The 6,793-nt window shown below is 64.2% G+C and carries 8 protein-coding genes; 5 read left to right on the top strand and 3 right to left on the bottom strand.

Annotated elements, in window-relative coordinates:
- A partial coding sequence (locus tag WAN02_RS31370) for a Rieske 2Fe-2S domain-containing protein (protein WP_422269263.1) occupies positions 1 to 426 on the bottom strand: 426 nt, incomplete at its 3' end.
- Positions 427 to 562: 136 nt separating this feature from the next.
- Between WAN02_RS31370 and WAN02_RS31365 the strand changes: the two genes are divergently transcribed.
- Positions 563 to 1,204 carry a TetR/AcrR family transcriptional regulator gene (locus tag WAN02_RS31365; protein WP_422269262.1) on the top strand — a complete coding sequence of 214 codons (642 nt, stop codon included), beginning with the start codon at positions 563 to 565 and terminating at the stop codon, positions 1,202 to 1,204.
- 41 nt (positions 1,205 to 1,245) lie between these two features.
- Positions 1,246 to 2,382: a TDT family transporter gene (locus WAN02_RS31360; RefSeq protein WP_422269261.1), complete on the top strand. Its 1,137-nt coding sequence runs from the start codon at positions 1,246 to 1,248 to the stop codon at positions 2,380 to 2,382.
- A gap of 84 nt (positions 2,383 to 2,466) precedes the next feature.
- Here WAN02_RS31360 and WAN02_RS31355 read toward each other — a convergent pair whose 3' ends face one another.
- On the bottom strand, positions 2,467 to 3,303 hold the full coding sequence (locus WAN02_RS31355) for a cutinase family protein (RefSeq protein ID WP_422269260.1): 837 nt from the start codon (positions 3,301 to 3,303) through the stop codon (positions 2,467 to 2,469).
- Between the two features lie 144 nt (positions 3,304 to 3,447).
- Positions 3,448 to 3,939 carry a MarR family winged helix-turn-helix transcriptional regulator gene (locus WAN02_RS31350; RefSeq protein WP_422269259.1) on the bottom strand — a complete coding sequence of 164 codons (492 nt, stop codon included), beginning with the start codon at positions 3,937 to 3,939 and terminating at the stop codon, positions 3,448 to 3,450.
- Positions 3,940 to 4,068: 129 nt separating this feature from the next.
- Here WAN02_RS31350 and WAN02_RS31345 point away from each other — a divergent pair, with 129 nt between their 5' ends.
- The 3 genes from WAN02_RS31345 to WAN02_RS31335 form a co-directional block, all read left to right on the top strand.
- A complete protein-coding gene (locus WAN02_RS31345) occupies positions 4,069 to 4,953 on the top strand; it encodes an alcohol dehydrogenase catalytic domain-containing protein (RefSeq protein WP_422269258.1) in 885 nt (294 codons plus the stop codon).
- 128 nt (positions 4,954 to 5,081) lie between these two features.
- Positions 5,082 to 6,425, top strand: a complete 1,344-nt coding sequence (locus WAN02_RS31340) for an MFS transporter (RefSeq protein ID WP_422269257.1) — start codon at positions 5,082 to 5,084, stop codon at positions 6,423 to 6,425.
- Between the two features lie 80 nt (positions 6,426 to 6,505).
- The coding region (locus tag WAN02_RS31335) for a DUF1326 domain-containing protein (RefSeq protein ID WP_422269256.1) at positions 6,506 to 6,793 on the top strand (288 nt) is incomplete at its 3' end.

Genomic DNA, 6,793 nt, shown 5'->3' with positions numbered 1-6,793 from the left:
CAGACTGCTGCCGTCGTCGAAGCTGGCGAAGATGTCGGGCACATCGAAGTACGGCTCGCGACCCTCGACGTCATGCCAGATGTATGCCGACTCGTTGCGTTCCACCACGGGGTAGGTGCGCATCTTGCGTCCGCGGTTGGGTCGCTTCTCGTAGGGGATGCAGACGTTGCGACCGTCGTGGTTCCACTGCCAGCCGTGAAAGGCGCATTCGATGACCTCGCCCTCGACATGGCCGCCGAAACCCAAGTGAGCGCCCAGATGTTCGCAGTAGGCGTCCATCACCGTGAGTCGTCCCGACTGCGCACGCCAGGCCACCATTTCTCGACCGAAGTAGTGCATCTTGTGCACGTCGCCGGCGGAGATCTCGTCGGACCACGCGACTTGGAACCAACCGGTCGGCTTCATCGACAGCGGCGGTTTCGCCATCTGAGCTCCTTTTACTGGCATGTGGGGCTGCACCGAAGAGTCGTCCAAGCAGGAAGCATAGTGACCTCAATGAAAAAATCATAGAATGTTCTCTGTATCTGACTGAAGTGAGTGGTCGGGCCGTACCATCGGCACAATGACTGACGCGGGCGTTCAGCCTCAGCGCACCAACCGGCGGGGGGATGCCACCCGCCAGAACATGCTGGAGGCCGCGCTGAAGGCACTGGCTACCGGCGATCCCGGCGCGGTGTCAGCGAATCGGATCGCAAAGCAGATCGGCGCCACCTGGGGTGTGGTGCAGTACCAGTTCGGCGGCGCCGACGGTCTATGGGCTGCGGTGCTACACCGCACTGCCGAGCACCGGGCAGATGTATTCGCGCCTACCGATGCCGCGGCGCCGTTGCGACAACGGGTCGCCGCGATTATCGACACTCTCTATGACGGCCTGACGGCCACTGACTCGCGGGCGATCGAGAACCTGCGCGCCGCGTTGCCCCGCGACCCCGCCGAGCTCGAACGCCTCTACCCGCGTACGTCCGCGGAACTCCAGTCGTGGGGACGGGGTTGGCTCGCAACCTGCCAGAATGCCTTCGCCGACTTGAACATTGACCCCGAACGGGTACGCGCAGTCGCCACCTTCATTCCGGGAGCGATGCGCGGCATCACCTCAGAGCGTCAGCTCGGCAGCTACTACGACCTCGACCTAGCGCGGCAGGGGCTGACCGATGCGATCGTGGCTTACCTGGAGCCGTCGAATTCAAGCGGAGTGGGTGGTTGACGGCTCGGAAGAGCCCTGTCCCGGAGTAGCGTCGCGAGGTCATGGCCACCACAGAGCTGGGTGAGGATCCAACGGTACCGAGCGTGTTGGGTCGCCTGGGACCCAATTGGTTTGCCTCCGTCATGGGAACCGGGATCGTTGCGAATGCGGCCGCGACTCTGCCGGTGCGTATCCACGGGCTCCGCGCGTTTGCGGAAGCGGTTTGGGTGTTCGCCGCGCTGTTGCTGATCGTGTTGATCGTCGTCGTGGGGGGTCACTGGCTGCGGCACCCGACGGTGGCCCGCAGGCATGCCCGCAACCCGCAGATGGCGCATTTCTATGGCGCGGCCCCGATGGCACTGCTCACGGTCGGGACGGGATCTGTGCTGATCGGTCCGGATTTGGTGGGGGAGGTGCTTGCAGTTGATCTCGACTGGGTGCTGTGGACGGCCGGCACATTGAGCGGTCTTTTCACCGCCATCTCCATCCCCTACCTGATGTTCATTCAGCACAACGTCGAGCCCGACGCCGCGTTTGGCGGCTGGCTGATGCCGGTCGTACCGCCGATGGTGTCGGCGGCCGCAGGAGCTCTGCTGATTGGACACATCGGACCGGGTAGCGGCCGACAGACCCTGCTCTACGGGTGCTATGCGATGTTCGGGTTGTCGCTCATCGCGTCGTTGATCATCATCACGATGATCTGGAGTCGGCTCGCCTACTACGGCACGTCAGGGAGTGCGAGGGTGCCGACACTGTGGATCGTACTGGGCCCGCTCGGTCAATCCATCACGGCTGCAGGACTTCTCGGGACAAATGCCGCGCTGGCCGTCGCTCCACCGATTGCCGGGGGCATGAACGTCCTCGCCGTCCTGTATGGGGTGCCGGTGTGGGGGTTCGCCATGTTGTGGATCTGTTTGGCGACGTTGTTGACGGTGCATACCTTGCGTAGGGGAATGCCTTTCGCGCTGACATGGTGGAGTCTTACCTTCCCGGTCGGCACGTTCGTCACCGGAACCGCCCAGCTGGCGGTGCACACTGGGCTGACGGCGTTTCGGGTCGCCGCGGTCGTGGCCTACGTCTGCCTGCTCGGCACGTGGATCCTGGTAGCGGTCCGCACCGTGAGAGGCAGCCTGCAGGGGAACCTATTTCAGCCACCGAGCACTGTCCCGGTCAAGGCGCACAAGGACCCGGTGAGCTAAGTGCTCTGCTCGACGAATTAGTTGGGCCGGTGGCCTGCAGTGGTCCTCGGGACACACTTCAAGCCACCGGCGGGGTGGTGGATGTTAGTTGCCCTGGAGCGGGTTGGACTCGGGGGAGGGGGCCGGCTGATCGACGCGGTGGGTGGCGTCGACCTGTGTTGCGGGCTGCGGCACCGTGGCGGTCCCGGTCAGTTGGTGGGCGGCGAAATCAGCTGCTTGGCCGGCCATTCCGTTGTCCTTGTAGGCACTGTGCGCCGAGCGGGTGAGTCCACCCGGGAAGCAAACCGGGTCACCGGTGACACACAGCTGCAGCGTCTTGGCGGTGTACAGCCGGCCGATGGTGATCGGCGGTGCGTCGTGGTCGACGAGGCCCAGAAACCAGGGATCCGGCGTTCCGAATAACACCACGGCTGCGACGTGGGAGGCGATCGCGGCGGGCATCGGGCCGCTCAGCCCGGCGGGCAGCGCATACCCGGCCGGCACGCTGTCGGTGGTGGTGTAGCCAACTACCGCGGCTCCTTGGGAGTACCCACCGAGCACGATCTTGGTGGTCGGGCACGTCGCCGCGATCGATTGGACCTTGTTGGCCGTGTCGATGATGCCGTCGGCCGCTTGCCCGAAGTTCAACGAGGCCGGGTAATTCACCCCGTATGGTTCGACGGTCTTGCCCGGCAGCCGGGCGGTGAGTGCGTCGACGAATGCTTGCCCGGTCGCCCCGACCCCGGGGCCCTCGAGGGTGCCGCGGGCAAAGACGACTTCGACGGCGGGGCAGGAGTCCTGTGCGGCGCGTGCCGACGGGATTGCAGTGCCCGGCGGGCCGGCCAATACCGCGCCCAGGGTCAGCGCGACGAAGATCGCTGACGTCGCCGCCCGCACGCTCAGGCGACCCCATTTAACTATCTGAGGTGTCACGGTGCTCATGGTGGTTCTCCTCCTGCCGGTAACCGGTCGCCATTACTTAAATGTTTAACTGGAGCCTGCTTGCTACAAGCCCCATGCCGGCACTGCGATTCCATCCACCCCCCGTGACGTCCATCACACGACCACGTCCCCGCCCGCACTCGGTCAAGGCGAAGTGGTGCGAGGCCACGTCTCATCCGCTGGCAGTCCATCCAGAATGCGTTGGCAAATCACACCCAGCTGGCGGGCCTGCGTTTGCGTCAGACGGTCGAAGACGAACTCGTGAACATCCTTGACGTGCGAGGGAGCTATCCGCTGCAGCTCTTGATATCCGGCGCTGGTCAAAGTTGCTACCGTGAACCGACTGTCCTCCGCGTCGGGCTGCCGAGATATCCAGCCATGCTTCTCTAGGCGGCCGACTGCCTGGGACAACCGCGGGAGGGAACTGCCGCTCAGGGTGGCGAGCACGCTCATCCGCAGCGTCGACCGTGGCGCTTCGGACAAGCGGGCCATCATCAAGTACTCGAAGTGGCTGATGCCGAACTCACGTTGCAACCGCGCACTCAGCATCGGCTGCAACCTGAGGATCATCGTCGACAGCTGCGCCCAGGTCTGCTGCTCCTGCGCGTCCAGCCACTCAGTCTCGTTTGGGGCCATGTCCTGACAATAACTTAATCGTTGAACCGGGAATGCTATCGCTTCACTTAAATGTTTAACCGTCCAAATGAAAAGCCCACTTGGAGAGGGTCGGCGATGAAGGCAGTAGGAACAACCGGGCAAGACGACATGACGCGCCTATTCGACGTCGACGAACCATCCGCCGCCCACGACGGCGTCGTCGTCGAGGTGGTGGCCGCCTCCGTGAACGACTTCGATCGAAAGGTGCTCCGAGGTCGCGCGACCGAGGTAGGCGACCAAGATCCGGTCATGCTCGGACGTGACTTCGTCGGCCGGGTCACCGCCGTGGGCGAGGACGTGGACTACATCGACGTCGGCATGCACGTAGCAGGTGCGCTGAGTCCGAAGGCATTCGGAACATCTGGCAGTTTCGCCGAAAGGGTGGCTGTCCCGGCGGCATCACTGGCACCTATCCCCGTCGGCGTTGACGTCGAACATGCCGCCGGTGTGGGGTTGGCGGGAGTGACCGCGCTCGACGCGATCAACGCACTTGGAGCGGTGCGGCTCGGGAAACTGGTGATCCACGGACCTGTAAGCGAGGTAGGCGGATTCGCGCTTCAGCTGGCAAAGGCCCACGGCGCCGTCGTCGCCGTGATCACCGCTGAATCACAGGTTGACTTGGCGTATCGGCTGGGCGCGGACTTCGTGGTTGCCGAGCGGAACAGCGCGTCCGAGTCGGTGGAGGCCGTGCGGGAGTTCTTTGGCGGCGGCGCCGATACCGCCATTCACGTCGCGGGTGACCTCGCCGTGGCTGCTGGCGTAGTGCGCCCACACGGGAAATTCACGTCGGTCGACGGCGCCGTCCTTTCGGGCGATGGCTACGTACCGACGGTCGTCACACTCACTGGGCACAAACTGGCCGATCTGCTCTTCAAGGTCGCCGCTCGACGTCTCATCAGCCCGGTGGGTCGGACGCTGTCGTTCGACCAGATCGAAGCCGCGGTCAATCCTGATGGCGGCGAGATCAATGGGCGTACCGTCGTCGTCCGCTGATCGCGCCGAGAATCAGGGGTGCCCCTCGAGTTCACCGCCTCGCCATCTACGCAACATCCGTCTTCCAGATCCGACGCGCTTCGGCCTTCACAATGTGCATGGATCCGTCCACACCAGCGGAGGTCATAGTGGTTGTCGGAGACAACGAAGTCGCCCTCAGCTTGGAGGTTGACCCGGCGGCGCAGCGAGCGCAGGTGCGACGCGCGGCGTTGGCCAGCTCGATCGGCACCACGATCGAGTGGTACGACTTCTTCCTCTATAACACCGCTGCCGCCTTGGTTTTCCCGCACCTGTTCTTCCCTGCGTCCAGTCCGTACGCGGGCGCGATGGCCTCGTTCGCGACTTACGCGGTCGGGTTCGTCGCCCGCCCGCTCGGTGCCGCGATCTTCGGGCACTGGGGTGACCGGATCGGTCGCAAAGCGACACTGATCGTGACGCTGCTGGTGATGGGCATCTCGTCGGCGATCGTCGGCATCCTGCCCGGCACCGCCGCGATCGGGGTGGCCGCGCCGCTACTGCTCGTCGCGCTGCGGCTGGTGCAGGGCATCGCGATTGGCGGAGAGTGGAGCGGGTCGGTGTTGATCGCGATGGAGTGGGGCGACCAAAGCAAGCGTGGGCTGCTCGGCAGTTTCGCTCAGCTCGGCGTGCCGATGGGGCTGGTCCTGGGCACCGGCGGCATGACGTTGCTGTCGGCAACGCTTTCGGCCGAGGCGTTCAACTCGTGGGGCTGGCGGATTCCGTTCCTGTTCAGCCTTGTGCTCGTGGCCCTCGGCCTGGTGATCCGGCTGTCCATCCTCGAGACGCCGATGTTCGCAAAGGTGGCCGAGGAACGGAGAACTGCCAGCACTCCTGTGTACGACGCGATCCGGTATCACTGGCGGGAGATTTTGCTGTCCGCGGGAGTGCGGTTCAGCGAACAGATGCCGTTTTACTTGTTCACGACCTTCGTCCTGATCTACGTCGTCTCGCGGCACGGGTTCGCCAAGACGTTCGTGCTCACCGCCGTGCTGGCGGGCGCCGTCTGCGAACTCGTCGCGATCCCACTGTTTTCCCACCTGTCGGACCGCCTCGGCCGCAAGCGGGTATATCTCACCGGAGCGGTCCTGACCGGCCTGATCGCCTACCCGTACTTCGCAGTGCTGACCCACGGCGGGGCCGCGCTGATCTTCATCGCGGTCGTCGCCTCACTGTTCCTCCACGCTCTGCAGTACGGCCCACAGGCCGCGCTGATCGGCGAGAATTTCCCAACCCACCTGCGCTACGGCGGTGCCGGGCTCGGCTACCAGTTGGCCTCGGTTTTCGCCGGCGGCCCCGCGCCGCTGATCGCGACGTGGTTGCTGCACAAAACCGGAACCCCGTACGCGATCTCGGCGTACATCGTCTTCGCCGCCATCGTCACGGTCGCCTGTGTCCTTGCCCTGCCGGACCGTTCCCGGGTCGATATCGACGACGCCGCGGTATACCGCCGATAACGGTTGTTGCAAGGCTTTGACGAATTGAGCTGCGGTAGTAGATTTGCGTGATAGATCAATCAATTGAGGTATGGCGAACGATGACACTTGACCAATGGACGCTTCACGGTGTGGAGTTCGAGAATTGCCCCTGCGCCTGGGGCTGCCCCTGTCAATTCGGTGCGCAACCAACTTACGGGCGCTGCCAGGCAGTCATGGGCGGCCATATCGAGACGGGGAACTTCAACGACACGAATCTCGACGGGCTGAACTGGGCGATGCTTCTCTCGTGGCCGGGTCCGGTCCCCGAGGGCGACGGCACGCAGCAGGCCATCATCGACGAACGTGCGGATCCGATTCAGCGAGAAGCACTGCGCAAGATCCTGCAC

This window comes from Mycobacterium sp., assembly GCF_049281135.1.
Taxonomy (GTDB): Bacteria; Actinomycetota; Actinomycetes; order Mycobacteriales; family Mycobacteriaceae; genus Mycobacterium.
The sequence above is the reverse complement of the archived record's forward strand: the minus strand, read 5'-3'. Positions and strand labels throughout refer to the sequence as shown.

Coding starts and splice junctions, on each gene's coding strand:
- WAN02_RS31365 (WP_422269262.1), top strand. CDS start 563: ATGACTGACGCGGGCGTTCAGCCTCAGCGCACCAACCGGCGGGGGGAT.
- WAN02_RS31360 (WP_422269261.1), top strand. CDS start 1,246: ATGGCCACCACAGAGCTGGGTGAGGATCCAACGGTACCGAGCGTGTTG.
- WAN02_RS31355 (WP_422269260.1), bottom strand. CDS start 3,303: ATGAGCACCGTGACACCTCAGATAGTTAAATGGGGTCGCCTGAGCGTG.
- WAN02_RS31350 (WP_422269259.1), bottom strand. CDS start 3,939: ATGGCCCCAAACGAGACTGAGTGGCTGGACGCGCAGGAGCAGCAGACC.
- WAN02_RS31345 (WP_422269258.1), top strand. CDS start 4,069: ATGACGCGCCTATTCGACGTCGACGAACCATCCGCCGCCCACGACGGC.